General features: G+C 38.0%; 2 protein-coding genes. Both read left to right on the top strand.

What is annotated here, in order from left to right; all coding sequences use genetic code 11:
* Positions 1–735 (top strand): ShlB/FhaC/HecB family hemolysin secretion/activation protein (locus P9L98_02375; GenBank protein ID MDP8216152.1); only part of this gene is annotated, 735 nt, incomplete at its 5' end.
* A 75-nt stretch (positions 736–810) separates the two neighbouring features.
* The coding region (locus tag P9L98_02370) for a filamentous hemagglutinin N-terminal domain-containing protein (GenBank protein MDP8216151.1) at positions 811–2,811 on the top strand (2,001 nt) is incomplete at its 3' end.

The raw sequence follows: 2,811 nt of genomic DNA, 5'->3' as shown, positions 1-2,811 counted from the left end.
GAAGAAGATATAGATATACGTCTGGCAGGAGGTTTTGATTATAAACATATAAGAAACTATCTCTTAGGTGCAGAAGATAGCAAAGATGAGATGCGAGTTGCAAAACTGAGTATAGATATAGATAGGTCCGATAAATGGGGCAGGACTATCTTTGTAAACGAATTTAATTATGGCATACCAAATATATTCGGTGGGCTTGATGATGTCGATGCCAATGCGTCAAAGACAGGAGCTGGTGGTAAATTTACCAAATGGAATATGTCATTACTTAGGCTACATAAGATGCCTTTCAATTCCACATTGCTTTGGAAAAACCAGATGCAGATATCTCCTTATATATTGACTTCAGCCGAACAGTTTCAAATAGGAGGTATCTCAAATAACCGTGGTTATCCTGCAGCAGAGAAAGTGGGAGACAAAGGATATTCATCAAACTTAGAGCTTTCAACCCCTTTTTACTTTATACCTAAAAGCTTAAGAGTGCCTTTTTGTCAGGAGAAGCTGTATGATGCTTTACGTTTTGTTGGTTTTTATGATTGGGGTCATACTTTCTTAAGAAATCCTCAGGTAGGAGAAGAGGAGCATGAGACTTTGCGTTCAGCAGGATGTGGATTACGCTTAAACGTCCCCAATAAGAACCTTTTTGTTCGGCTTGAGATAGGATGGCCTTTGGATGAGACGCCGTCAGATGGTGACCATGCCAGAACATGGATAGAAGTGAGCAAGGTTTTTTAGAATGGTTAATTTGACAAGCTTTAAAAAGTATGTCATATATATGTATATACTATAAAAAGGTAGAGGGGCATAAAAATGCAGGTTTTCAAGGCGGTTGTGTCGTTTCTTAGTAAAATAACTAAAGGTACTAAAGAAGTATCTTTATGGAGGTGGGATATGGTTCCCCAAAATATTATTAGAGTTTTGCTAGCAGGAGTATTCTTTTTTTATTCAACCGTCTGTTTCGCGCTTCCGGAAGGGTATCAGGTTCAGGCAGGAACTGCTGAGTTTAATCAACCCGATTCAAATACCTTAAATATTGATACATCAGATAGAGTAATCATAAATTATAATAGTTTTTCAATTGCTAACCCCGAGGCGGTTAATTTTAATCAGCCTGGAGGAGACTCTGTTGCCTTAAACAGGGTAACTGGAGGAAGTATATCAGAGATACTTGGAACACTGACTGCAAATGGAAAGATATTCCTGGTTAATCCAAACGGCATCTTATTTGGGCCCAACTCTTCTGTTGATACAACAGCGCTTGTTGCCTCAACTCTTGATATAGACAATGTCGATTTTATGAACTCAAACTATACATTCCGTGAATATTCCGATAAGGTTGGCGCATCAATTATAAACCAAGGTTATATTCAGGCAAAAGATGTAGCATTGATAGGTCAAGCTGTTAAAAATGAAGGACAGATTGTAACAACATTAGGTAGTACTGTCTTAGCAAGTGGCTCAGCCATGACTCTAAGCCTTGATACAGCAGGTATGATTTCTGTCGCAATAGACGAGGCAGTGAAAGATAAAGTTATTGTCGATGGCGAAGAGATAGATTCAGCAGTCTCTAATACGGGCGAGATAAAAGCAGACGGTGGAGTTGTTGTTTTAACTGCAAAGACAATGGATGATGTATTTAACTATGCTGTTAATAACGAAGGCATAATAGAGGCCAATGCTTTAAGTAACAGTAGCGGTAAGGTAGAGCTTACTGCAGAAGGCGATATAAAATCAACCGGCGATATCTATGCAACAGGCGGGACTATAGAGGTATGTACTAATAGTAGTCTTATTTTAGGTGGAAATTATAGTGCCGATTCTATTATATTTGATCCTCCTAGCGATATAACGATAGATGGAGATATGATTCTTGATGTTGATGATGATACAAATTTCAATACCCAGGGTTCTATTACTATAGATGCTAATGTTACAGGTATAAATGGTGCGGATCTATTTTTCTTAGCCGACCATAAAAATGAAAATTTTAAGAAGTGGGATGACGGAGAAGGTAGCATTAATCATGAATCAGGGACTATAAGCACATCTGATGCAGATGGAGATGACGGTAATATCACGATAGCAGGTGCAAATATCTCTTTAGAGGGGGAGATAGAGACAGAGAATGGCTATATAACGATACTTGCCTATAATGAATATGGTTCTGCCGAAATCGAAATTACCGGACCTGTTTATTCGACTTCAGGAAGTATCAATATACTTGCCCAGTCGCTTATCGGAGAAGACGGAAAACCCGAAGACGATGCTTATTCTAATGCCAAAATTACAATCGAAAACACCGAAGTAGAAACCAAATCCGGTTTAATAGATATAAAGGCAGAGAATATTGTGTATGCTTATCTTGAGGGAGACTATGATGATGAAAACTATGCTTGGGTAAATATTGAAAACTCAGAGCTAATATCTGAAACAGGGGATATTACTGTTGAAGCGGTAAATACGGTTAATCAAGAGATAGCTGTAGATGATTCTGGATACGAGGATGAATCAGAAAATTATGCTTTGATTGAGATTAAAAAAGAAGATTTAGGGACTGTTTCTACAATAGGTGATATTGCAATTTCGGCCCTAAATGAGATTACGAAAAACATTAATTTTGAAGATGATTCGGCGGAATTTTCCGATAATTCCGGGAATTATGCCAAAGTTGATGTTAGGGATATCCTTGATACCACCAATGATGCAGGAGATAGCGGAGGATCAATCAGCTTAACTGCTACTAATGTTGTAGACAATACTGTTACTGTTGATGATTATCTCTATGGTGATTATGATGATGAATCCGAGAAT

The sequence above is a fragment of the Candidatus Kaelpia imicola genome, assembly GCA_030765505.1.
Lineage (GTDB): Bacteria > Omnitrophota > Gorgyraeia > Kaelpiales > Kaelpiaceae > Kaelpia > Kaelpia imicola.
The sequence above is the reverse complement of the archived record's forward strand: the minus strand, read 5'-3'. Positions and strand labels throughout refer to the sequence as shown.